Origin of the sequence: Vogesella sp. XCS3, from assembly GCF_020616155.1 — a bacterium.
Lineage (GTDB): Bacteria > Pseudomonadota > Gammaproteobacteria > Burkholderiales > Chromobacteriaceae > Vogesella.
Window position 1 is genome coordinate 3,504,931 of record NZ_CP085530.1, and the last position, 20,142, is coordinate 3,525,072.

The window sequence follows — 20,142 nt, forward strand, 5'->3', positions numbered from 1 at the left end:
TTCACCCGCCTGGCGTGCCAGTCTAGGCTATTTGCGAGCTATTTTGGTGCGTGCGCTAATTTGGTGCGCGTTTTTGGTGCATGGCAACGCTTGCCTGCCTGCTTGCCACGCTGCATGATGGCCAACATTATTATGCAAATCGTGCCGTGATGTCGTGATGACAATCAATAGACAGCCGTGGCCCTGACCCCATCCCTATTGAAGGAGAGCAAAATGACTGTCGAAACCATTCTGTCCACCGCCCGTAACCGTGGTGGCGAGCTGGGCCTGGCTTATAGCGGTGCGGTATTGCCCGCCGAGGCCTGGGCGCTGCGCCAGGGCTTGCCTGGTGTGGTGATGGTGGACGTGCGTAGTGCTGCAGAGTGGCAGTTTGTCGGTGTGGTTCCCGACGCGGTGCGTATCGAGCTGCGCAGCTACCCCGGCATGGTGCCCAATGCCGCCTTTGTCAGCCAGCTGCAGCAGCAAGTGGACAAGGCCGCGACGGTGCTGTTTATCTGCCGCAGCGGCGCCCGCTCGGACGAGGCAGCCAGGTTGGCGGTAGAGGCTGGCTATGCGGAGGTTTATAACGTGCTGGAAGGTTTTGAAGGCGATCGTGATGCACAACAGCACCGCGGCCAGCTCAATGGCTGGAAGGCCGCCGGCTTGCCATGGATTCAGGGCTGACAGCGCGGGTTGCAGTTTCCTGTCCGACAAGGCAAAGTGTGCTTTCGGCCAAGCGGCTGCCACCGGCTTGCCTGACTTACCCTATATAGAGAAGTGAATCATGACTGATCGTTACGCTGTAATTGGCAACCCTATTTCGCATAGCCAATCGCCTTTCATCCATAACGAATTTGCCAGCGCCACCGGCCAGGCTCTGCAGTACGAAAAACTGTTTGCCGATATCGGCAAATTCGACGAAGTGGTATCTGCGTTTGTCGCTGCGGGTGGCCGCGGCCTGAACGTGACGCTGCCGTTCAAGGGCGATGCTTTCCGTTTTGCCCAGGAAGTCAGCGAGTGCGCCCGCCTGTCCGAGGCGGTCAATACCCTGAGTTTCCGTGATGGCAAGATTTACGGTGACAACACCGATGGCGTGGGCCTGGTACGTGACATCGTCGACAACCTGGACGTCGCCATTGCCGGCAAGCGCGTACTGCTGCTGGGGGCGGGTGGCGCGGTGCGCGGCGTACTGCCGACGCTACTGGCAGAAAAGCCGGCTACCCTGACCATTGCCAACCGTACCGTGGCCAAGGCCGAAGCGTTGGCCGCACAGTTTGCCAGCCTGGGCCAGATCGAGGCGGCAGGCTATGAGGCGCTGGCTGGCCGCCAGTTCGATATCGTCATCAATGGCACGTCCACCAGCCTGCAGGGCGAGTTGCCACCTATGCCTGCCGGCATTTTTGCAGCGGGCGCGCTGGCTTACGACATGGTGTACAGCCGTGGTCTGACGCCATTCCTGCGCCGCGCCCAGAGCGAGCAGGCCGGTATGCTGGCCGATGGCCTGGGCATGCTGGTGGAGCAGGCGGCCGAGTCGTTCCGCATCTGGCGTGACGTGCAGCCGGAAACGCGCAAGGTGACCAATATGCTGCGCGAGGTACTGGCCTAAGTGTTGCGCTGGACCTTACGCATCGGGGCGGCCCTGTTGGCCGCCCTTTTTCTGTACAACCTGTGGATCTTCGGCCACATCGTGTACTGGCGCAGTTTTAACCCGTCGGCCAGCGCGTTCATGACCGAGCAACTGGCGCGGCTGCAGGAAGACGACCCCGAGGCCGAGCTGCGCCACAAATGGGTACCGTACGAGCGCATTTCGCCCAACCTCAAGCGCGCGCTGATCGCCTCTGAGGACGCCAAGTTTGTCGACCACGAAGGTTTTGACTGGGATGGTATCGAGGCGGCGTTCGAGAAGAACATGAAACAAGGGCGCATCGTGGCCGGTGGCTCGACCATTAGCCAGCAGCTGGCCAAGAACCTGTTCTTGTCCGGCCGCAAAACCCCGTGGCGCAAGCTGGAAGAGGCCATGATCACGGTGATGCTGGAGGCGGTGATGGACAAGCGACGCATCTTCGAGATCTACCTGAACGTGATCGAGTGGGGCAATGGCGTGTTTGGTGCCGAAGCTGCAGCGCGTTACTACTACCGCACGCCCGCATCGCGCTTATCTGCCGGCCAGGCCGCCAAGTTGGCCGCCATGGTGCCTAACCCGCGTTATTACGATGAGCACCGTAATGCACCGGGCCTGGCGCGCAAGACCCGCATTATTTTGCGGCGCATGCCGATGGCGGATACGCCGTAGCTTTATGCAGCCTTATGGTATGTGGACTGGCCTCGCTTGCGGGGCCAGTTTGCTTTTGGCCGTTGCAGCAGGCCTGGCGACCATGCCGCTATCGGTGTCGTACCACCGCCTGGCTATGAGGGCGTGTATGGCAAGCTTTTGCCTGCTGCCCGATACGTACAAGGCAAGCATTTTTCTTATTGAAGCCACCTTGCCGGATGGCTGGTTTTCGCCCCCGCCTGCGCTGGTTGCCCGCAGCATCGCATGCTACAATTCCGCCTCTTTCGTGATAGCTGCGCAGGAGCGCGGTGTAACTCATGGACTTACCCAGTTATTACTCATCTGATTTAGCCATTCAGGCTCACAACTAGCCTCGCCTTTTTGCCGGATGCAGCGTCATTCCCGCCAAAGGCGGAAGGAGACGTGCATGACGGTTGTCGACAAGAAACAACCCACCGATCGTCTGCAGGACAGCCTCACCCAGGTGCAGCGCCTTATCGAGCGCCATCGTCTGGTGGAGGACCTTGTGCATCGCCAGGATATGCCGCGCCATGACCTGGTGGAGTCGCTCGTTCACAAACAAAACCTGGCCGAGCTGGAGCACAAGCTCGAAGCCTTGCACCCGGCGGATATCGCCTACATTCTGGAAGCCCTGCCACTGGAAGACCGCCTGCTGGTGTGGAATCTGGTGCATAGCGACGACGAAGGCGACATCCTGCTGGAGGTGTCTGACGCTGTCCGCGAATCGCTGATCGAGTCGATGGAGCAGCACGAGCTGGTGGCCGCTGCCGAGCAGCTGGACGCCGACGAGCTGGCCGACCTGGCCGCCGACTTGCCGCGCCAGGTGGTGTACGAGGTGATGGGTGGCCTGGACGAAGAAGAGCGCCAGCAGCTGCAGTCGGTACTGTCGTACGAAGAGCACCAGGTCGGTGCCCTGATGGACTTCGAGCTGGTGAAGATCCGCGCCGATGTTAGCTGCGAGGTAGTGTTGCGCTATCTGCGCCGCTTTGACGAGCTACCCAGCCAGACCGACAAGATTTTTGTGACCGACGAAGACGGCGTGCTCAAGGGCGTGCTGCCGGTGCGCAAACTGCTGGTGTCCGACACCGACGCGCTGGTGGCTGACGTTATGGCCACCGAGGTGGTGAGTTTCCGCCCGGAAGAAGACGCCGCCGACGCCGCGCTGGCCTTTGAACGCTATGACTTGGTAACGGCGCCGGTGCTGGACGAGCACGGCGTGCTGATTGGCCGCCTGACGGTAGACGAGATGGTGGATCTGATTCGTGAAGAATCGGAAACCGAAGCGCTGAACCTGGCCGGTCTGAAAGAAGAGGAAGACCTGTTTGCCCCGGTGATCGACTCGGTTAAAAACCGCTGGGCCTGGCTGGCCATTAATCTGTGTACCGCCTTTGTCGCCAGCCGTGTGATTGGTGCCTTTGAGGGCAGTATCGAAAAGCTGGTCGCCTTGGCCGCACTGATGCCGATTGTGGCGGGGATTGGCGGTAACTCCGGTAACCAGACCATCACCATGATCGTGCGCGCCCTGGCTATGGGCCAGCTGCAGCCGGGGCAGGCCAACCGCCTGTGGCGCAAAGAGCTGGGTGTATCGGTGATTAACGGTGTGGTCTGGGGCGGAGCGCTGGGCGTGCTGGCCTGGATGCTGTACGGCAATTTCTCGCTGGGCTTGGTCATGTTGGCCGCTACCACGCTGAACCTGATGCTGGCGGCGTCCATGGGGGTGCTGATTCCCACCATGATGGAGCGTTTCGGCAAAGACCCCGCGGTGGGCAGCAGCGTGCTGATTACCGCGTGTACCGACTCGGGCGGCTTTTTCATTTTCCTCGGCCTCGCCAGCCTGTTCTTGCTGTAAACCATGCCTACGCTAAACGAAGTATTACGCCATTTTGACCTGCCACGGCTGGAAGCGCGGCTCTTGCTGGCGCGCGTCAGCGGGCTGAGCCACAGCGCCATGGTGTCGGCAGGCCCCGAGCTGCTGCCGGATGCGCAGTGGCAAGCGTTTAGCCAGCTCGCCCTGCGCCGCCTGGCGGGTGAGCCGGTGGCCTATTTGCTAGGCGAGCGCGAATTCTATGGCCGCTGCTTTGCGGTATCGCCGGCGGTGCTGATTCCTCGCCCCGAAACCGAGCATCTGGTAGAGGCTGCGCTGGACAAGGTTGGCCGCAAGGCGGCTGCCCGTGTGGTAGATCTGGGCACCGGTAGCGGCGCCATCGCGGTAACGTTGGCGCTGGAAGCCCCTGGCTGGCAGGTGGCAGCGGTCGACCTGTCGTCCGACGCATTGGCCATGGCGCGCCGTAATGCCGGGGCGCTGGGTGCGCGCGTGGCATTTCACCACGGTAGCTGGTTTGCCCCGTTGCCTGTGGATGCGCAGTACGAGCTGATTGTCAGCAACCCGCCGTATATCGACGCCGCCGATCACCATCTGGGTGAAGGCGACGTGCGTTTCGAGCCGCGCATGGCGCTGACCGACGGTAACGATGGCCTGGACTGCCTGCGCGCCATCGCCGCTGGGGCACCCGCCAGGTTGGCCGCAGGCGGCTGGCTGATGGTGGAGCACGGTTACGACCAAGGCCCGGCGTGCCGCGAGCTGTTCGAGCAAGCCGGCCTGCTGCAGGTACACACGCTGCAGGATCTGGCCGGTCTGGATCGTGTCACGCTGGGTTGCAAGCCATGAGCAGGGGCATGGCCGTGGTGTTTGGGGCATTGGCGCTGCTGGTGTGGCTGACCGGCGTGAACCAGCCATTATTCATTACCCTGCATCATGCTCTTGCCGTCGTACCGGGCATCGTATGGCGGTTGCTGAGCATGGCCGGCGAGTGGACGCTGGTGATTGGCGTATTGCTACTGTTGGCCGCCAGGCAGCCTGCCTTGTTGCCGCGCATGCTGGCGTTGGGCTCGGCGGGTATTTTGGCCAGTATCGCCTTGAAAGCAGGTTTTGATGTGCTTCGCCCGCCGCTGGTCTTGCCTGCGGGTACGGTGCATCTGCTGGATGTGTTGCCGGGTAACCGCTCGTTCCCTTCCGGGCACGCTGTTGCCGTGGGGGTGTTGGCAGGTGCGCTGATGCCACGTTGCTCGCTCCCTGCGCAGCTGTGCTTGGCTTTGCTGGCGGTGTTGGTCTGCCTGTCGCGGCTGGCGATAGGGGTGCACTGGCCGCTGGATGTGCTGGCCGGTGCCGCTTGCGGCTTTGCCTTGGCTCATCTTGCCGGGCGGGTGCGCAAAAGTAGCTGGCCAGATGCCTTGTTGTTACAGGCAATAAAAGCGCTGGCACTGGTGCTGCTGGTCGTTACGGTGTGGAAACTGGGGCAGGCGAGGCCGAACGAGGCTTATGTACTTTATAACCTGATCACGCTGGCACTGTGCGCGGTGGTGTTGCGCGGGAAAATGCCCGCTGTTTGAAAAAGGCGGGGCGCAAAAAAAAACGGGGCGTGCGCCCCGTTTTGTCATCTGCCTGCCATGTGCAATGGCTTAGTGATGGTGACCGTGCTCGCCGTGGGCGTGGCCGTGGGTGATTTCGTCCGGGGTGGCCTGGCGAACTTCTGCCACGGTAGCCTGGAAACGGATGGTCAGGCCGGCCAGTGGGTGGTTGCCGTCCAGAACGGCTTTGCCGTCGGCTACGTCAGTCACGCGGAACAGGATAACATCGCCGGTTTCCGGGTCGTCTGCTTCGAACATCATGCCGACTTCAACTTCTTCCGGCAGAACGTCCAGCGGCTCTACGCGCACCAGCTCTTCTTCCGGCTCGCCAAAGGCATCGTCCGGGGTCAGGGTGACGGTGATGGATTCACCCACGGCTTTGCCGTGCAGTGCTTCTTCCACCAGCGGGAAAATGCCGTCGTAGCCGCCATGCAGGTAAGCAATTGGCTCTTCAGTTTTGTCGAGCAGGGTGTTGTCGGCGTCGTACATTTCGTAGTGAATGGTTACGACCGAGTTTTTAACGATTTGCATGAGGCGGTACCGTCGTAGAGAAAAGAAAGGGAATCTTGATGCATCGCAGGCCGGCAAGCCTTGGGCTGCAGCAAAATCCGGCGCGAAACAGATATCCCCGTATTGTAAACCATTGCCTGAATGCGTAACGAGAATCTGCCATGAAACCAATCGAACTTCTGGGCGGCATGACCGCCGAGACCTTTTTAAAAGAGTACTGGCACAAAAAGCCTTTGCTCATCCGCGGTGCGTTGAAAGATGTCGGCGAGCATGTGGATTACGCCTGGCTGGCCAAGCTGGCTGCCGATGAGGACGTGGAATCGCGCCTGATAGAGTACAAGCAGGGCAAGTGGCACCTGGAGCGGGGCCCTTTTCGTGCCGGCCGCTTGCGCCGCCTGCCGGAAACCGACTGGACCATCCTGGTGCAGAACGTCAACCACCACCTGCCGCATATTGCCGACATTTTGTGGCGTTTCGATTTCATGCCGTACGCGCGGCTGGATGACCTGATGATCAGCTACGCGCCGCCTGGCGGTACGGTTGGCCCGCACTTCGATTCTTATGATGTGTTCCTGCTACAGGTGGGTGGGCGCAAGCGCTGGCAGATTTCGTCGCAAAAGGACGAGTCTTTTATTGAAGATGCACCGATCAAAGTATTGAAAGACTTCCAGGTTGAAGAGGAATTCATCCTAGAGCACGGCGACATGCTGTACCTGCCGCCCAAATGCGCACATTACGGCGTGGCGCTGGAGCCGGGCATGACGTACTCCATCGGTTTCCGTGCGCCATCAGCGCAGGAAATTGCCACCGAGTTCCTGGTGTACCTGCAAGACCGCATTTGTGTGCAAGGCCGTTATGCCGACCCGGACCTGCAGCAACAGGCAGCGCCGGCACAGATCAGCGATGCCATGGTAGAGCAGGTCAGCCAGATGCTGCAGCAGATCAGCTGGGATAAAAAAGTGGTGGCCGACTTCCTGGGGCATTACCTCACTGAACCCAAGCCGCACGTGTTTTATGAGGGGGCCGAGGACGAGCTGGATGAAGACGACTTTGCCGAACAGGCCAGAGCAAATGGCATTGTTCTGGATTTGAAAAGCCAGATTCTTTATGTTAATGACATGCTGTACTGCAACGGACAGCTGTTGGAATGCGAACCCGCGCAGTTGGCCGCATGGCAGAAACTGGCGAATACCCGCCAGCTAGATCCTGCCGGATTGTCAGACAGTATGATGCCTTTGTTGTTCGAGGGTTATCTGTCGGGTTGGTGGCATATCGCGGCCTAGTGTCATCCTGCTGTCGCATGAATGAGGCAAGGTAAGTGATCGTAAACGAAGATTTTTTATCGAAAACACGGGGTTTTGCCTTGGTGAAATGTTGCGATGCAGCATCGCCGATGCAAATATCCGCAATAAATTAGCGTTTACCCCCTTCCCAACAATTTTATTCGTGCTAGAATTTGCGCACTGACAGTATCTACACTGCTTTCTCTGTCTGGAATTTTTTTGAGAGAGAGTAGTGAACCAGACGTCTTGTTCAACACTTACTTTCAAAGGTAATACACAAATGAAACAGTCGCTCATCGTTGCTGCCCTGCTGGCCGTTGCTCTGTCCGCTTGCGGTAAAAAAGAAGAAGCTCCAGTTGAAGCTTCCGCTCCTGCTGTTGAAGCCTCCGCTCCTGCTGTTGAAGCTTCCGCTCCTGCTGCTGACGCTTCCGCTCCGGCTGCTGACGCTTCCGCTCCGGCTGCTTCCGCTGCTCAGTAATCACGTTTTTTACGTGCTTACATGAAAACCGGCCTTCGGGCCGGTTTTTTCTTGCCTGTCGTTTCTGTCTTGTTTCTTTCCGCGTTTCTTGCGTTGTCTTTGGCAAAGACAGCTTGTGTCGCCGCTGCTCTGTCGTAAAATATTTTCATACAAAATGGATTTTGCCCGTCCGGGCCCGTTTCGGCTGTGCCTCGATCTTGGTGGCAGGCCGCTTGCTGGGGCTGTGATATGATGGCTGCCGTTTTGAACCGCTGCGCCGGGGGCCGGTCGAAGTGGCTCACTTAATCTTTTCCAGCACCTCAGGCAGACATGGATATCCTGCAACTCCTTCTCGACTTCTTTACCGGGTATGGCTACTTCGCCGTATTCATCGTGTTGTTGGTCTGTGGTTTTGGCGTCCCCATACCTGAGGACATTACGCTAGTCGCCGGTGGCATCATTTCCGGCCTGGGCTATACCAATGTGCACTGGATGTTTGCGGTGGGTATGGCGGGTGTACTGGCCGGCGATGGCATCATGTTTGCAGCGGGCCGTTTGTACGGCGAGCGCGTGCTGCGTTTCCGCCCTGTGGCCAAGATCATGACCCCCGAGCGTTTTGCCGCTACCCAGGAAAAGTTTGCCCGCTACGGTAACTGGGTGCTGTTTGTTGCCCGTTTTCTGCCTGGTCTGCGCTCGCCCATCTTCCTTACTGCCGGCCTGACGCGGCGTATCCCTTACTGGCGTTTTCTGATGATGGACGGTTTTGCCGCGCTGATCTCGGTGCCGGTGTGGGTGTATCTGGGGTATTTCGGCGCGCGTAACCGCGATTGGCTGATGCACATGGTGCACCGTGGCCAGGCCGGTATCCTGATTGCCTTGGCGCTGGCCGGGGTGGTGCTGGGTGTACTGTACTGGCGCAAGAAGCGCCTGGCAGTAAAGGCGGATGCCTGAGTTGGCCGCATGCATGAAAAACGCCCCGGGCTAAAGCGGCGGGGCGTTTTTCATGGCAGGCCGGCTTAGCCTACCTGTAGCAGTTCCACTTCGAATACCAGGGTGGCATTCGGCGGGATAACGCCGCCAGCGCCGCGTGCGCCATAACCTAGCTCGGATGGAATGGTCAGTTTGCGTTTGCCACCTACTTTCATGCCCAGTACACCCTGATCCCAGCCCTTGATCACGTAGCCTTCGCCCAGCGGGAAGCTGAACGGCTGGAAACGGTCTTTGCTGGAGTCGAATTTGGTGCCGTCAGTCAGCCAGCCGGTGTAGTGCACGGTGACTTCTTCGCCTGCGACTGCTTCTTTACCTTCGCCTGTCACCAGATCTTCGATGATCAGTTCTGCCATTGTGATGCCCTTCGTTACCGCATTGATCAGGGTGCGTATTCTATCAGCCATGGTGCGGGCTGTGGGTGACTGCTTTTGTATATGCCAATCAGTATCTTATAAAAAAGTATTGGCTAACTGACAGAAGCACTAAAGGGGTGGAATGATGACGCTACTTTGTCTGGCGACGCGGCAGCATATTGTGGTGCAGCGCCAGGGTTTGGCCGCTCCTTTGCGCTGGCTGAAACTGGGGTGGCGTGATTTGCAGCGCACGCCTGCCGATGCCTTGTTATACGGTGCAATGTACGTGTTGATGGCCTATGGCCTGGCGTACCTGCTGCAGTATTTTCCGGAAATGGCCCTGGCTTTGGGGTGTGCCTGCTGGCTAGTGGGGCCGTTTCTGGCTGCCGGGCTTTACGATATCGCCAGGCAGCAGCAGGCTTTTAATGGTGGCCGCGTGATGCTGCTGCATAGCGTGCTGGCCTGGCGTGCCAACCCGGGGGCGTTGGCGCTGTATGGCTGTGCGATGGCGCTGTTGTCGTGTGCCTGGGGCGCCAGCTCGATGCTGCTGTTTGCCTTGTTTGACCAGGGCCGGCTACCCCGGCTGGATGCCCTGCTGCCGGGCTTGCTGCAGGGCGATAACCTGGCGCTGTTATTGAGCTGGGGCGCCATATCGCTGCTGTTTGTACTGTTCGTGCTGGCGCTGAGTATTTGCACCTGCGCCATGTTGCTGGACAAGGAAATAGACGTGGTCACGGCCATGCAAGCCAGCCTGCAAGTCGTTGGCCGCAACGGGGTGACGATGGTGGTATGGGCCGCTATGATCGTGGCACTTGTTGCGATAGGCTTGGCCAGCCAGTTTGTCGGGCTGCTGCTGGTGGCCCCGCTATTGGGCTTGTCCAGCTGGCATGCCTATCGCGCCCTTATTTCCTACGAATGCTGAACCCGCCATGACCCCTTTGCGTATTGTGTTTCTGGATCGTGACAGCCTGCCTGTGCCGCTGCCGGCTTTCCCGTTTGCTCATCATTGTGTCGAGTATGCGGCCAGTGGTCGTGACGATATCGTCGCCCGTTGCGCCGATGCCGATGTGGTCATCACCAATAAAGTGCCGTTCGACGCGGCTACCCTGGCAGCGCTGCCGCAGCTGAAAATGCTGGCGATTGCGGCTACCGGCTACAACCACATCGATATCGACGCCTGCCGTCGCCAAGGCGTGGCGGTAGCCAATATCCGGCATTACGGTGACGACACGGTCGCCGAGCACGCTTTCATGCTGATGATGGCGCTGATGCGCAATCTGCCGGCCTACCAGCGCGATGTGGCGGCTGGAGTCTGGCAGAACGCGCCGCAGTTCTGCCACTTTGGCGCACCTATCCGCGATTTGCAGGGCGCGACGCTGGGTATCTTCGGTAGTGGCGGCATTGGCCAGGCCATGGCCAGCCGCGCGCGGGCTTTTGGCATGCAGGTACAGTTTGGCGAACGCAAGGGCGCGGGCGTAGTGCGTGATGGCTATGTGTCGTTCGATACCTTGCTGGCGACCTCCGACGTGATTTCGCTGCATTGCCCGCTGAATGACAGCACGCGCAACCTGATCGCCCAGCCCGAGCTGATGGCGATGAAGCCGGGTGTCATCCTGGTGAATACAGCCCGCGGCGGCCTGGTGGACGAAGACGCGCTGGTGGCTGCCTTGAAATACGGCCAGATCGGTGGCGCCGGTTTCGATGTGCTGTCGGTAGAGCCACCGCGCGAGGGCAACCCTTTGTTAAAAGCGCGTCTGCCGCATCTGATTGTTACACCGCACGTGGGCTGGGCCAGCCGTGAAGCCATGGGCAGGTTGGCCGCACAGCTGGTGGCCAATATCGCAGCCTGGCAGCAAGGCCAGCACCAGAACAGGCTGGATTAAGCAACAAACTCTGTAGACCCGGTAGCGACAAAAAACCCGCAAAGCGGGTTTTTTTATTGAACTAATCTATTTTGTACAGTACAAAGCATAAACAAAACCACAATTATCCGGTGTTGCCTGTCGGTAGCACCAGACACAAGGAAGTCAGCATGCACATTGCAGTAGCGGGAGCGGGCATCGCAGGCCTGTCGGCAGCTTGGTTACTGGCCCGTAGCGGCCATGAAGTTACCCTGTTTGAGGCGGGTAGCTATGCCGGTGGCCATAGCAATACGGTGGACGTCACGTTGGATGGCGTGACTGCCCCGGTGGATACCGGCTTTCTGGTGCACAACGACCGCACCTATCCCAACCTGATTCGTCTGTTCGCCCTGCTGGGGGTGCCGGTGTATCACACCGAAATGACGTTTTCGGTAGCGCTGGACCAGGAAAAGCTGGAATGGGCCGGCAGCGACCTGTTTACCCTGTTTGCCCAGAAGCGCAACCTGCTGCGCCCGGCGTTCTGGCATATGCTGCGCGACATTCTGCGCCTGCACCGTCAGGCCCCGGCCTTGCGTGACGAGGCGCGCGCCACTGGCGACACGCTGGGCCAGCTGCTGAACCGTCACGGCTACGGCCAAGCGCTGCGCGACTGGTACCTGCTGCCTATGGGCGCGGCCATCTGGTCCAGCTCCACCCGCGATATGGCGGCCTTTCCAGCCGCGACTTTCTTTGATTTCTGTCTGAACCACGGCCTGATGCAGGTGCTGGACCGCCCGCAGTGGAAAACCGTGCGAGGCGGCTCGCGTGTCTACGTACAGCGCATGCTGCAAGACTTGCCCGGCCTGCGGCTGGATAGCCCGGTGCAGCGTGTACAGCGCGATGCCCACGGCGTGACCGTGCATAGCCGCCACGGCGAGGAGCGCTTCGACCACCTGGTGCTGGCCTGCCACAGCGACCAGGCGCTGGCTCTGCTTGCCGACGCCAGCCCGGCGGAAACCGACGTACTGTCACGGCTGCGCTATCAGCCCAACCGCGCCGTGTTGCACACCGACGCCAGCTTCCTGCCCCAGCGCCAGCAAGCCTGGGCGGCGTGGAATTACCGCGTTGGCAGGGCAGGGGAGAGCGATACGCCGGTAATGGTGAGCTATCTGCTTAACACGCTGCAGCAGTTGCCGTTCCAGCAGCCCGTTATCGTTACGCTGAACCCCTACCGCCAGCCGCAGGGCGTGCTGGCCGAGTTCGACTACGCCCACCCGGTATTCGACCGTGATGCCATTGCCGCACAGCAGGCGCTGGCGCAGATCCAGGGCCGCCAGCGCACCTGGTTTGCCGGTGCGTGGGCCGGCTACGGTTTTCATGAAGACGGCCTCAAGGCCGGCATGGCCGTGGCCCAGGGGTTGGGAGCTACCGTGCCGTGGGACATCAGCCAGCCGGTGGCCGCGCATGCGCCGCTGCCGCAGCTGGCCGGTGCCGCAACATGAGCGTGCAGCTGTACGCCGGGCAGGTATGGCACGGCCGCCGCCGCCCGGCGCAACACCAGTTTGCCTACCGCCACAGCTGGGTTGCGGTGAGCCTGCCCGAGGGGGACGTAGCGCAACACCGCCTGGCACCCGGCGTGCGCTGGCTACGCCGCCGCCACGGCCCGCGTGATGGTAGCGCCCTGTGGCCGTGGCTCACGCAAAGGTTGGCCGCAGCCGGCTTTCACGATGCCAGCCGCATCGAGCTGCACACCCTGCCCGGCGTGCTGGGCTACGCCTTCAACCCGGTGAGCTTTTACCTGGTATTCGACCGCACCGCCGCGCTGCGGGCGGTATGGGTGGAAGTCAGCAATACCTTTGGCCAGCATCATGACTACTGCGTACACCACCCGGACTGGCGCCCGCTACAGGCGCGCGACAGCTTTACCGCGCCCAAAGCGCTGCATGTGTCGCCGTTTTTCCAGGTGGAAGGCAGCTACCGCTTTCGCTTTGCCCGCCAGGCTGACGGCTGCTTCAGTGTACGCATTGCCTATAGCCGCGATGATGCCAACACCGACTTTGTCGCCACCCAGCAAGGTTGGCCGCAGCCGCCGGGTGCCGCCAGGGTATGGCAGCTGGTGCTGGGCTGCGCCACGCTGACCTTTGCCGTGTGGGCGCGCATCCACTGGCAGGCGCTGCAGCTATGGCGCAAACGTGTTCCCTTTTTTGGCAAACAAGGCGTGCCCGCCACGCCGCCCACCGATTCCCGGAGTGTGTGATGACGACCCTGAGCCCTTCCCTGAACCCGCAGGCGCTGCGCGCGCCATGGTACGCCCGCCCGCTACTGGCTGGCCTGAGCCGGCTGCTGTACGGCCAGCTATTGCTGGTGGGCCCGGATGGCAGCCAGCAGCGGTACAGTGGCCGCCACGCAGGCCTGGATGCCGCCCTGCACATTCACGACTGGCGCGCCCTGCGCCGCATTGCCCTGGCTGGTGACATTGGCCTGGCCGAAGCCTGGCGCGATGGCCAGGTCAGCTCGCCCGACTGGGTAGCGCTGATGCGCCTGGCGCTACAGAATGAGGCGGCGGTCGAGCAGGCCATCCACGGCAGCTGGCTGGGCAAGGTAGGCTACCTGCTGCGCCACCTGACCCGCGCCAATACGCGCAAGGGCAGCCGGCGCAATATCCACGCCCATTACGACCTGGGTAACGAGTTTTACAAGCTGTGGCTGGACCCCAGCATGAGCTACTCCTCGGCGGTATTTGACGGTAACTACCGCCAGAGCCTGGAATCGGCGCAGTGGGCCAAGTACGAGCGCATCCTGCAGCGGCTGGATGCCCAGCCCGGGGAGCGTATTCTGGAAATCGGCTGTGGCTGGGGCGGCTTTGCCGAGTACGCCATCCGCACCCGTGGTGTACACCTTACCGGGGTGACGCTGTCTACCGAGCAGCTAGCCTGGGCGCAGCAAAGGTTGGCCGCAGCGGGTATGGCACAGCAGGCAGACCTGCGCCTGCAGGACTACCGCGATATTGACGGCGAGTTCGACCATATCGTGTCCATCGAAATGCTGGAGGCGGTAGGCGAGCGCTGGTGGCCGTCCTACTTCGCCACCCTGCGCGCGCGGCTCAAGCCCGGCGGCAAGGCGGTGGTACAGGTGATTACCATTGGCGACGAGTACTTTGCGCGCTATCGCAGCAGCACCGACTTCATCCAGCAGTTCATCTTTCCTGGCGGCATGCTGCCCTCGCCCGGCCAGCTGGACCAGCATATTGCCAATGCCGGCCTGCGCCTGAGCGACCGCTACACCTTTGGTGCCGATTACGCCGAAACGCTGCGCCGCTGGCTGGCAGACTTCGACGCCGTGCAGCTGCGCGTGCGCGCCCAGGGATTTGACGAGGCTTTTGTGCGGCTGTGGCAGTTTTACTTCTACTACTGCATTGCCGGCTTTGACGCCGGGCGCACCGATGTGTGCCAGCTGGAGATGACACGTCATGTCTAGATGGGTGGCTACCGGCGCCTTGCTCGCCGGCTTGATGGTAACGGAGGTCGTCATGGCCCTGCCTGCAGAGCTCGCTAACCTGCGCCCGCTGGGGCAGGGCAATTTGCGTTGGTTCGGTTTCAAGCTGTACGACGCCACGCTGTATACCCAGCAGGGCCAGGCGTTTGACTGGGCGCGGCCGTTTGCCCTGTCGCTGCGCTACGCCCGCGATATCCCGTCGGCCAAGATCGTGCAGGTCAGCCTGGAAGAAATGCAGCGCTACGGCCTGCCGGAAAACCGCCGCGCCAGCTGGCGCGATACCTTGGCCGCCGCTATTCCCGATGTGCAGCAGGGCGACGAAATTGTCGGCGCATTCGATGGCAACAGCCTGCGCTTCTGGCACAACGGCCGCCACACACGCACGGTGGACGACCCGCTGCTGGCGCGCACCTTCTTCCGCATCTGGCTAGACCCGGCCTCGCGCGCCCCCGCGTTGCGCGAGCAGCTGCTGAACGGCCGCGGATGACGCCCCTGCAGCTGGCGCTGGCGGGTGTGGCCGCCATGCCGCTCGCCATGCTGGCTTTGCCGGTGTACTTGCATTTGCCCGCGCTGTACGCCCGCGACTTTGGTATGGCGCTATCCAGCCTGGGCTTGCTGTTGTTTGTGACGCGGCTGCTGGACACCGTGCTGGACCCGCTGCTGGGGCAGTGGCAAGACCGCCTGGGGCGTGGCGCGCTGCGTCTGGCGGCAGGGTTGGCCGCCATCGCCGCCGTAGCGGGCTTTGCCTGGCTGTTGTGGCCGCAGCCTGGCTGGCCGCTGTGGCTGCAGCTGTCTGGTGCGCTGCTGCTGGTGTACCTGGCGCACGGCTGGCTCACCATCGCCCTGCTGCGCTACGGTGCCGCGCTGTGGCCCACGCCTGCCGGCCGGGCGCGTGTGGCCGCCTGGCGCGAGGGCTGGGGGCTGGCGGGTGTGCTGCTGGCGGCAGCACTGCCCGCGTGGTGGGCCGGCAGTATGGGCGAGCTGGCGGCCATGCAGCGCTTTGTCTGGGTGCTGCTGGCCTTGGTACTGCTGGCAGGGTTGGCCGCAGCCTGGGCGCCACGGCTACCGGTGCAGGCCGTACCCGAGGTGGCCGGGCAAGCCGAGCCTCCCTGGTGGCGTGATGGCGCACTGCGCGCAGCGGGTGTCGTGCTACTACTGAATGCGGTGGCCATGGCCATACCGGCGACCTTGCTGAATTTTTACGTGGCCGATGTGTTACAGGCCAGCGCGCAGGCCGGCGTATTTTTGCTGGCCTACTTTGTGGCGGCGGGCGCGTCGCTACCCGCCTGGGTGTGGCTGGCCGACCGCATCGGCAAGGTGCGCGCCTGGCGAGCCGGTATGGCGCTGGCCCTGCTGGGTTTCATGCCGGTGCCGTTGTTGGCCGCGGGGGATAGTGCCGGCTTTACGCTGGTGTGTGTGCTGACCGGCGTGGCGCTGGGGGCAGATCTGGCCTTTGCCAGCGCGCTGGTGGCCGACGCATTGGGTGCCCGCGTACAGCAGACGGGCGGTGTGGTATTCGGCGCCGTGTCCATGCTCAACAAGCTGGCGCTGGCCGTGGCTGCCGGGGTGGCGCTGCCGCTGGCGCAGTGGGCGGGCTATGTGCCCGGCCAGGTGGCCGGAGGCCTGATGTGGGTGTACGCGGCCTTGCCGGCACTTTTCAAATTGATGGCGTGGGGGGGCTTGCGATACCGGCCGCCCATGCAAGGAGCAGCATGATGTGGAAACGATGGGCTTGGCTGGTGGCCGCGATGGCGGCATTGGCACTGGGTGGCTGCAGCACCGCCAGTATCGACGACTACCGCGGTACGCGGCCAACGTTTGACCTGAAAAGCTACTTTGACGGCCCGGTAACGGCGCAAGGCACCTTTCAGGACCGCAGCGGCAAAGTCATCCGCCGCTTTACCGTGCAAATGAACGCCAGCTGGCAGGGCGATACCGGCGTGCTGGACGAGCACTTTAGCTACGACGACGGCGAAAAGCAGCGCCGGGTGTGGGCGCTGAAAAAGCTGCCAGACGGCCGCTACACCGGCACGGCGGATGATGTAGTCGGCCAGGCCAGCGGCCGCACCGAAGGCTTTGCCCTGTTCTGGGATTACACCCTGCGCCTGCCGGTAGACGGCACCGTGTACGAGGTGCGCTTCGACGACTGGATGTACCAGCTGGACGAGCGCACGGTGCTGAACCGCTCGGTGATGAGCAAATGGGGCATCAAGCTGGGCGAGGTCACGCTGTTCTTTCGCAAAGGGGCACAGCCGTGAGCCTGAACCCCAAGCTGCGTGATTGGCACGGCCAGCGCGTGTGGCTGGTGGGCGCCGGCCATGGCATAGGTGCGGCGCTGGCGCAGGCGCTGCAGCAGCAGGGCGCACACGTGGCGCTGTCCGGCCGTACCGAAGCCGCGCTGCACGCCGTAGCGGCCGGGCAAGAGCGCATGCAGGTACACGTGATGGACGCCACCGTGCCGGACGACTGGCAGCGCGTACGCGACGCCTTGCTCGCCAGCTGGGGGCGCATCGACCTGGTGGTGATGCTGGCGGGTGATTACACCCCGCTGCGCGCCTGGGAGCTGACACCGGAAGCCGCGCAGCGCATGGTGAACGTCAACCTGCTGGCCAGCCTGTACGGTGTGGCGGCCAACGTGCCGCAGCTGATGGCGCAGCAGGGCGGCGGGCTGGTGCTGGTAGCCAGCGTGGCCGGCTGGGCCGGCATGAGCAATGGCCTGGTATACGGTGCTACCAAAGCGGCGGTAAACCACCTGGCGCAAACGCTGTACCTGGACCTGCACCCGCACGGCGTGGGCGTGTACGTGGTAAACCCCGGTTTTGTCACTACGCGGCTTACCGCACAAAACGACTTTGCCATGCCCGCGCTGATCAGCCCGCAGCAAGCCGCCGACGCCATATTGCGCGGCCTGGCGCGTGGCGAGTTCGATATCCATTTTCCCAAGCGTTTCACGCGTGCGCTGAAGTTGGCCGCACACCTGCCATACCGCCTGTATTTCTGGCTTGCACACAAGGTAACCGGACTATGAATCCTGCACTTGCCCGCCACCTGGACTGGTTTGCAACCCTTTCCCCCGCCACGCTGGACGAAATCGACGCGGTATACGCCGACGGTGCCAGCTTTCGTGACCCCTTTAACGCCATCAAAGGCCGGTCGCAGATCAAGGCCTTGTACGCAAGCATGTTCCGCAGCCTGGCCGAGCCACGCTTTGTGATTGGCGAGGTTATCGGTCAGGGTGACAAGGCCTTTGTTACCTGGGATTTCACCTTTGCCATGCTAGGCAAGCCGCAGTGCATCCACGGCGGCACCTTGTTTGTACTGGGCAGCGATGGCCGCATCGTGGACCACCGTGACTACTGGGACGCCGCCGAGGGCTTGTACGAAAAGCTGCCATTACTGGGCGGCCTGCTGCGCTGTCTGAAACGGCGCGTGGCATAATGCCCGCCTTTGTTAATGTCTTGTCGCTTGCGGCCCTGTACAAATCATGAACGAACTGCCCGAAAACGACGCCACCGGCCTGCCCATTGCCGCCATCGAGCGAGAGACCGGCATCCCCAAAGACCTGCTGCGCATGTGGGAGCGCCGCTACGGTTTCCCGCAGCCCGCGCGCGACGCCGCCGGCGACCGCCTGTACTCGCAGGCCGATCTGGTGCGGCTGAAACTGATTCGCCGCCTGCTCGACCTGGGGTTTCGCCCCGGCAAGCTGATGGCCATGAGCGACGCCCAGCTGCAAGCCCTCACCACCGAGCACACGCCGCAGCGCCAGGTATCCGACGTATGCCAGGGCTTGCTGGGCGCGCTGCAAAGCCACGATGCGCAAGCAACGCGGGCCTACTTGCGCCACCGCATGCTGGAGCTGGGGCTGCGCCGCTTTGCCTGCGACTTTTTGCCCGAGGCCAACCAGCTGGTAGGCGATGCGTGGATGCGCGGCGAGTTGCAGATTGCCGAAGAACATTTGTACTCCGAGGCGGTAAGCCGGGTGATGCGGGAAACCCTGGCGGCCATTCCGGCCGGTGCCATGTCGCCCCGCGTGATGCTGACCACGCCACCGGGCGAGTTGCATGTGCTGGGCCTGCTGATGGTGGAGGCGCTGCTACGCCTGGCCGGTTGCGACGCCATCGCCTTCGGCGCGCAGATGCCGCTGCAGGACGTGGCATTTGCCGCAGAAAAGCACCAGGTGGATATCGTGGTGCTGTCGTTCTCCGGTGCGTACGAGGGCAGTGTGCAGGCTGTGGCCGAACAGCTGCGTGCACTATTGCCTGCCGCGACGCAGCTGTGGCTGGGGGGCAAGGGCTGCCGCGGGCTGCGCCAGCTGCCGCAGGGTGTTACCCATCTGCAGGAACCCGGCCAGCTGGACGAGCTGGTAGCGCAGTGGCGCGCCCGACCTGCCGGCTAGGTTTGCAAAACCGTAGCGGCTTGACCATAACAAAGGGACCGGCGTGCGGTCCCTTTGTTGTATGCCAGACAGTCTGGCTTAGTCGTCCATGTCTTTCAGGTTCAGGCGGCGTTCGTCTTCCGGGTCTTGGCCCAGTTTGCCGCGAATACAGGACAGGTACACGTTGACATCCGGCCCGCCGCCGTAGCGCTGCGCCTGCCAGATCATTTCGCCCAGGCAGTCGATCACCTCGTGCTGCGCGTCGTGTTCGCTGCCGGTTTTGGCGAGCAGTTGCTGGTACAGGGCACGAATGCCGAAAGGCTGGTCGATGGACAGCTGTTCTTCTACCGCCAGGTGCATGCTCATGTGCATGAAGGGGTTGGTTTCACCTTGCTCCGGCAGCCATTCGCGCTCGCCGTACTGCTCGGGGCGGCTAAGGATGGTGTGGTACTCGGGGTGGGCGGCGATCACGCTGGCGAGCAGCTTTTCCAGGTCGCTGAGCGGGTGGCCGGCTTGCTGTTTTTGCCAGGTATCAAAAAAGAAACGGCGGGCATCCTGCCGGCTGGGTGCAAACATGATTGTTGACTGATTTGTTCGGGAAATCAGCATTATACGGAGACACACGCACCATGACCACGCTTGCCAGTTTTGCGGCCAACCTGGCCGATGGCCGCCCGCAGCCCCTGGCCGATTACCTGGGCCAGGTGGTGCTGGTGGTGAATACCGCCAGCGAATGCGGCTATACCCGCCAGTACCAGGGCCTGCAAGAGCTGCAGGCCGCCCTGGGGGCGCGCGGCTTTACCGTACTGGCTTTCCCGTGCAACCAGTTTGGCGGCCAGGAGCCGGGCAGCGCCGACGACATCGCTACCTTTTGCCAGACACGCTTTGGCGTGAGCTTCCCGCTATTTGCCAAAGGGGACGTCAACGGCCCGGCCGCCAGCCTGCTGTGGCAATGGCTCAGCGGTGTGGAAAGCGGCCACCCGCACCCGGTAAAGTGGAACTTCACCAAGTTCCTGATCGATCGCAAAGGCCGGCTGGTCAAACGCTACGAGCCAGCGGCCGAGCCGCACGAGCTGCTGCCGGATATCGAGGCGCTGCTGGGCGGCTAGCCCCCGCACGGCATGCAATAAAAATGGCCAGCCTATTGCCAGGCTGGCC

General features: G+C 62.1%; 25 protein-coding genes. 21 read left to right on the forward strand and 4 right to left on the reverse strand.

Annotation, left to right across the window (positions count from 1 at the left end):
- Positions 1–213 precede the first annotated feature (213 nt).
- The 6 genes from LCH97_RS16720 to LCH97_RS16745 all read left to right on the forward strand — a co-directional run bounded on the left by LCH97_RS16720 (position 214) and on the right by LCH97_RS16745 (position 5,662).
- Positions 214–663: a rhodanese-like domain-containing protein gene (locus LCH97_RS16720; RefSeq protein WP_227302633.1), complete on the forward strand. Its 450-nt coding sequence runs from the start codon at positions 214–216 to the stop codon at positions 661–663.
- Positions 664–763: 100 nt separating this feature from the next.
- Positions 764–1,585, forward strand: a complete 822-nt coding sequence (aroE, locus tag LCH97_RS16725) for a shikimate dehydrogenase (RefSeq protein ID WP_227302634.1) — start codon at positions 764–766, stop codon at positions 1,583–1,585.
- Between the two features lie 3 nt (positions 1,586–1,588).
- Positions 1,589–2,272: a monofunctional biosynthetic peptidoglycan transglycosylase gene (gene mtgA / locus LCH97_RS16730; protein WP_227305405.1), complete on the forward strand. Its 684-nt coding sequence runs from the start codon at positions 1,589–1,591 to the stop codon at positions 2,270–2,272.
- Positions 2,273–2,678: 406 nt separating this feature from the next.
- Positions 2,679–4,121 (forward strand): magnesium transporter, encoded by a 1,443-nt coding sequence (gene mgtE / locus LCH97_RS16735; RefSeq protein ID WP_227302635.1) that lies wholly within the window; start codon positions 2,679–2,681, stop codon positions 4,119–4,121.
- A gap of 3 nt (positions 4,122–4,124) precedes the next feature.
- Positions 4,125–4,940 carry a peptide chain release factor N(5)-glutamine methyltransferase gene (prmC, locus tag LCH97_RS16740; protein WP_227302636.1) on the forward strand — a complete coding sequence of 272 codons (816 nt, stop codon included), beginning with the start codon at positions 4,125–4,127 and terminating at the stop codon, positions 4,938–4,940.
- An 8-nt stretch (positions 4,941–4,948) separates the two neighbouring features.
- Positions 4,949–5,662, forward strand: coding sequence for a phosphatase PAP2 family protein (locus LCH97_RS16745; RefSeq protein WP_227302637.1), 714 nt, complete (start codon positions 4,949–4,951; stop codon positions 5,660–5,662).
- Positions 5,663–5,731: 69 nt separating this feature from the next.
- Here LCH97_RS16745 and LCH97_RS16750 read toward each other — a convergent pair whose 3' ends face one another.
- Positions 5,732–6,211: a peptidylprolyl isomerase gene (locus tag LCH97_RS16750; protein ID WP_227302638.1), complete on the reverse strand. Its 480-nt coding sequence runs from the start codon at positions 6,209–6,211 to the stop codon at positions 5,732–5,734.
- 140 nt (positions 6,212–6,351) lie between these two features.
- On the opposite strand from LCH97_RS16750, the gene LCH97_RS16755 reads away from it, so the two are divergent.
- Both LCH97_RS16755 and LCH97_RS16760 read left to right on the forward strand, forming a co-directional pair.
- A complete protein-coding gene (locus tag LCH97_RS16755) occupies positions 6,352–7,473 on the forward strand; it encodes a cupin domain-containing protein (RefSeq protein WP_227302639.1) in 1,122 nt (373 codons plus the stop codon).
- A gap of 232 nt (positions 7,474–7,705) precedes the next feature.
- A complete protein-coding gene (locus LCH97_RS16760; RefSeq protein WP_227302640.1) occupies positions 7,706–7,951 on the forward strand; it encodes a hypothetical protein in 246 nt (81 codons plus the stop codon).
- Between the two features lie 17 nt (positions 7,952–7,968).
- Here LCH97_RS16760 and LCH97_RS16765 read toward each other — a convergent pair whose 3' ends face one another.
- Positions 7,969–8,232 (reverse strand): hypothetical protein, encoded by a 264-nt coding sequence (locus LCH97_RS16765; RefSeq protein WP_227302641.1) that lies wholly within the window; start codon positions 8,230–8,232, stop codon positions 7,969–7,971.
- A 28-nt stretch (positions 8,233–8,260) separates the two neighbouring features.
- Here LCH97_RS16765 and LCH97_RS16770 point away from each other — a divergent pair, with 28 nt between their 5' ends.
- Positions 8,261–8,881, forward strand: coding sequence for a DedA family protein (locus LCH97_RS16770; protein ID WP_227302642.1), 621 nt, complete (start codon positions 8,261–8,263; stop codon positions 8,879–8,881).
- 65 nt (positions 8,882–8,946) lie between these two features.
- Here LCH97_RS16770 and LCH97_RS16775 read toward each other — a convergent pair whose 3' ends face one another.
- Positions 8,947–9,273, reverse strand: coding sequence for an FKBP-type peptidyl-prolyl cis-trans isomerase (locus LCH97_RS16775; RefSeq protein ID WP_017510248.1), 327 nt, complete (start codon positions 9,271–9,273; stop codon positions 8,947–8,949).
- 142 nt (positions 9,274–9,415) lie between these two features.
- Here LCH97_RS16775 and LCH97_RS16780 point away from each other — a divergent pair, with 142 nt between their 5' ends.
- From LCH97_RS16780 to LCH97_RS16830, 11 genes are all read left to right on the forward strand, one after another.
- Positions 9,416–10,195 (forward strand): DUF2189 domain-containing protein, encoded by a 780-nt coding sequence (locus LCH97_RS16780; RefSeq protein ID WP_227302643.1) that lies wholly within the window; start codon positions 9,416–9,418, stop codon positions 10,193–10,195.
- A gap of 7 nt (positions 10,196–10,202) precedes the next feature.
- A complete protein-coding gene (locus LCH97_RS16785; RefSeq protein WP_227302644.1) occupies positions 10,203–11,156 on the forward strand; it encodes a D-2-hydroxyacid dehydrogenase in 954 nt (317 codons plus the stop codon).
- Positions 11,157–11,305: 149 nt separating this feature from the next.
- On the forward strand, positions 11,306–12,616 hold the full coding sequence (locus LCH97_RS16790; RefSeq protein WP_227302645.1) for an NAD(P)/FAD-dependent oxidoreductase: 1,311 nt from the start codon (positions 11,306–11,308) through the stop codon (positions 12,614–12,616).
- Positions 12,613–13,371, forward strand: a complete 759-nt coding sequence (locus LCH97_RS16795; protein ID WP_227302646.1) for a DUF1365 domain-containing protein — start codon at positions 12,613–12,615, stop codon at positions 13,369–13,371. Before LCH97_RS16790 ends, LCH97_RS16795 begins: the two co-directional genes overlap by 4 nt.
- Positions 13,371–14,591: a cyclopropane-fatty-acyl-phospholipid synthase family protein gene (locus tag LCH97_RS16800; RefSeq protein ID WP_227302647.1), complete on the forward strand. Its 1,221-nt coding sequence runs from the start codon at positions 13,371–13,373 to the stop codon at positions 14,589–14,591. Before LCH97_RS16795 ends, LCH97_RS16800 begins: the two co-directional genes overlap by 1 nt.
- On the forward strand, positions 14,584–15,096 hold the full coding sequence (locus tag LCH97_RS16805) for a chalcone isomerase family protein (RefSeq protein WP_227302648.1): 513 nt from the start codon (positions 14,584–14,586) through the stop codon (positions 15,094–15,096). The genes LCH97_RS16800 and LCH97_RS16805 overlap by 8 nt, the downstream gene beginning before the upstream one ends.
- Entirely contained in the window at positions 15,093–16,325 is a 1,233-nt protein-coding gene (locus tag LCH97_RS16810; RefSeq protein WP_227302649.1) for an MFS transporter, read from the forward strand. Before LCH97_RS16805 ends, LCH97_RS16810 begins: the two co-directional genes overlap by 4 nt.
- Positions 16,322–16,867: a DUF3833 domain-containing protein gene (locus LCH97_RS16815; RefSeq protein WP_227302650.1), complete on the forward strand. Its 546-nt coding sequence runs from the start codon at positions 16,322–16,324 to the stop codon at positions 16,865–16,867. The genes LCH97_RS16810 and LCH97_RS16815 overlap by 4 nt, the downstream gene beginning before the upstream one ends.
- The gene (locus LCH97_RS16820; protein WP_227302651.1) at positions 16,864–17,637 is read left to right on the forward strand and encodes an SDR family oxidoreductase; all 774 of its coding nucleotides are present in this window, start codon (positions 16,864–16,866) and stop codon (positions 17,635–17,637) included. Before LCH97_RS16815 ends, LCH97_RS16820 begins: the two co-directional genes overlap by 4 nt.
- On the forward strand, positions 17,634–18,047 hold the full coding sequence (locus tag LCH97_RS16825; protein ID WP_227302652.1) for a nuclear transport factor 2 family protein: 414 nt from the start codon (positions 17,634–17,636) through the stop codon (positions 18,045–18,047). Before LCH97_RS16820 ends, LCH97_RS16825 begins: the two co-directional genes overlap by 4 nt.
- A gap of 46 nt (positions 18,048–18,093) precedes the next feature.
- A complete protein-coding gene (locus LCH97_RS16830; RefSeq protein WP_227302653.1) occupies positions 18,094–19,005 on the forward strand; it encodes a MerR family transcriptional regulator in 912 nt (303 codons plus the stop codon).
- A gap of 78 nt (positions 19,006–19,083) precedes the next feature.
- Here LCH97_RS16830 and LCH97_RS16835 read toward each other — a convergent pair whose 3' ends face one another.
- A complete protein-coding gene (locus tag LCH97_RS16835; RefSeq protein WP_227302654.1) occupies positions 19,084–19,560 on the reverse strand; it encodes a DUF1841 family protein in 477 nt (158 codons plus the stop codon).
- A 53-nt stretch (positions 19,561–19,613) separates the two neighbouring features.
- Between LCH97_RS16835 and LCH97_RS16840 the strand changes: the two genes are divergently transcribed.
- The gene (locus LCH97_RS16840) at positions 19,614–20,093 is read left to right on the forward strand and encodes a glutathione peroxidase (RefSeq protein WP_227302655.1); all 480 of its coding nucleotides are present in this window, start codon (positions 19,614–19,616) and stop codon (positions 20,091–20,093) included.
- Positions 20,094–20,142 lie beyond the last annotated feature (49 nt).

Excerpts from the sequence above, each read along its gene's own strand:
- aroE (WP_227302634.1), top strand. The coding sequence starts at position 764 with ATGACTGATCGTTACGCTGTAATTGGCAACCCTATTTCGCATAGCCAA.
- LCH97_RS16780 (WP_227302643.1), top strand. The coding sequence starts at position 9,416 with ATGATGACGCTACTTTGTCTGGCGACGCGGCAGCATATTGTGGTGCAG.
- LCH97_RS16825 (WP_227302652.1), top strand. The coding sequence starts at position 17,634 with ATGAATCCTGCACTTGCCCGCCACCTGGACTGGTTTGCAACCCTTTCC.
- LCH97_RS16720 (WP_227302633.1), top strand. The coding sequence starts at position 214 with ATGACTGTCGAAACCATTCTGTCCACCGCCCGTAACCGTGGTGGCGAG.
- LCH97_RS16755 (WP_227302639.1), top strand. The coding sequence starts at position 6,352 with ATGAAACCAATCGAACTTCTGGGCGGCATGACCGCCGAGACCTTTTTA.
- LCH97_RS16745 (WP_227302637.1), top strand. The coding sequence starts at position 4,949 with ATGGCCGTGGTGTTTGGGGCATTGGCGCTGCTGGTGTGGCTGACCGGC.
- LCH97_RS16810 (WP_227302649.1), top strand. The coding sequence starts at position 15,093 with ATGACGCCCCTGCAGCTGGCGCTGGCGGGTGTGGCCGCCATGCCGCTC.
- LCH97_RS16805 (WP_227302648.1), top strand. The coding sequence starts at position 14,584 with ATGTCTAGATGGGTGGCTACCGGCGCCTTGCTCGCCGGCTTGATGGTA.
- LCH97_RS16830 (WP_227302653.1), top strand. The coding sequence starts at position 18,094 with ATGAACGAACTGCCCGAAAACGACGCCACCGGCCTGCCCATTGCCGCC.
- LCH97_RS16835 (WP_227302654.1), bottom strand. The coding sequence starts at position 19,560 with ATGTTTGCACCCAGCCGGCAGGATGCCCGCCGTTTCTTTTTTGATACC.
- LCH97_RS16840 (WP_227302655.1), top strand. The coding sequence starts at position 19,614 with ATGACCACGCTTGCCAGTTTTGCGGCCAACCTGGCCGATGGCCGCCCG.
- LCH97_RS16790 (WP_227302645.1), top strand. The coding sequence starts at position 11,306 with ATGCACATTGCAGTAGCGGGAGCGGGCATCGCAGGCCTGTCGGCAGCT.
- LCH97_RS16795 (WP_227302646.1), top strand. The coding sequence starts at position 12,613 with ATGAGCGTGCAGCTGTACGCCGGGCAGGTATGGCACGGCCGCCGCCGC.
- LCH97_RS16800 (WP_227302647.1), top strand. The coding sequence starts at position 13,371 with ATGACGACCCTGAGCCCTTCCCTGAACCCGCAGGCGCTGCGCGCGCCA.
- mgtE (WP_227302635.1), top strand. The coding sequence starts at position 2,679 with ATGACGGTTGTCGACAAGAAACAACCCACCGATCGTCTGCAGGACAGC.
- LCH97_RS16815 (WP_227302650.1), top strand. The coding sequence starts at position 16,322 with ATGATGTGGAAACGATGGGCTTGGCTGGTGGCCGCGATGGCGGCATTG.
- LCH97_RS16750 (WP_227302638.1), bottom strand. The coding sequence starts at position 6,211 with ATGCAAATCGTTAAAAACTCGGTCGTAACCATTCACTACGAAATGTAC.
- LCH97_RS16785 (WP_227302644.1), top strand. The coding sequence starts at position 10,203 with ATGACCCCTTTGCGTATTGTGTTTCTGGATCGTGACAGCCTGCCTGTG.
- LCH97_RS16775 (WP_017510248.1), bottom strand. The coding sequence starts at position 9,273 with ATGGCAGAACTGATCATCGAAGATCTGGTGACAGGCGAAGGTAAAGAA.
- LCH97_RS16770 (WP_227302642.1), top strand. The coding sequence starts at position 8,261 with ATGGATATCCTGCAACTCCTTCTCGACTTCTTTACCGGGTATGGCTAC.
- prmC (WP_227302636.1), top strand. The coding sequence starts at position 4,125 with ATGCCTACGCTAAACGAAGTATTACGCCATTTTGACCTGCCACGGCTG.